This window comes from Haloferax sp. KTX1, from assembly GCF_902410085.1.
Lineage (GTDB): Archaea > Halobacteriota > Halobacteria > Halobacteriales > Haloferacaceae > Haloferax > Haloferax massiliensis.
On record NZ_CABPRH010000128.1, the window covers coordinates 1 to 475 of the forward strand.

Annotated in this window: 1 protein-coding gene; it reads left to right on the forward strand. The window is 53.3% G+C overall.

All coding sequences use genetic code 11. The features are described 5' to 3' along the window. Positions 1–68: 68 nt before the first annotated feature. Positions 69–475, forward strand: a 407-nt coding sequence (locus tag FY251_RS21115; protein ID WP_342765790.1) for a glycosyltransferase, incomplete at its 3' end; no start/stop codon positions are given.

The following is a 475-nucleotide window of genomic DNA, read 5'->3' on the forward strand; positions in this document are numbered from 1 at the left end:
AGGACCTCAAAACGTGGCTCCGGTCATTCAAGCGCGTTAACGATACGTTACCGGATACTCGTGCAGTAATCGCAGGCCGCGGGTCAGAAACCGAAACGGTCCGTGAACTTACCGTCGAACTGGGGCTCACTGAGGTTACGTCTATTCCAGGTTACGTCGATAACCCATATCGGTTCATGAACCAGGCTAGCCTGTTCCTTCTTTCCTCTCAATTCGAGGGATTACCCACAGTATTGATCGAGGCGATGGCCTGTGGGTGTCCGATCGTCTCGACAGACTGTCCGAGCGGTCCGCGTGAGATACTCGCAGATGGCGAGTATGGAAGACTTACACCAGTCGGGGATGTCGATTCAATCGCCACTGCCGCCCTGGAAATGTTAGAGAATCCGCCACCGGCAGCAGTGTTACAGGACCGCGCAGCCGACTTCGCACCGCAAACTGTTCTTAATAACTACGAGCAGTTTATTGAAAAGAA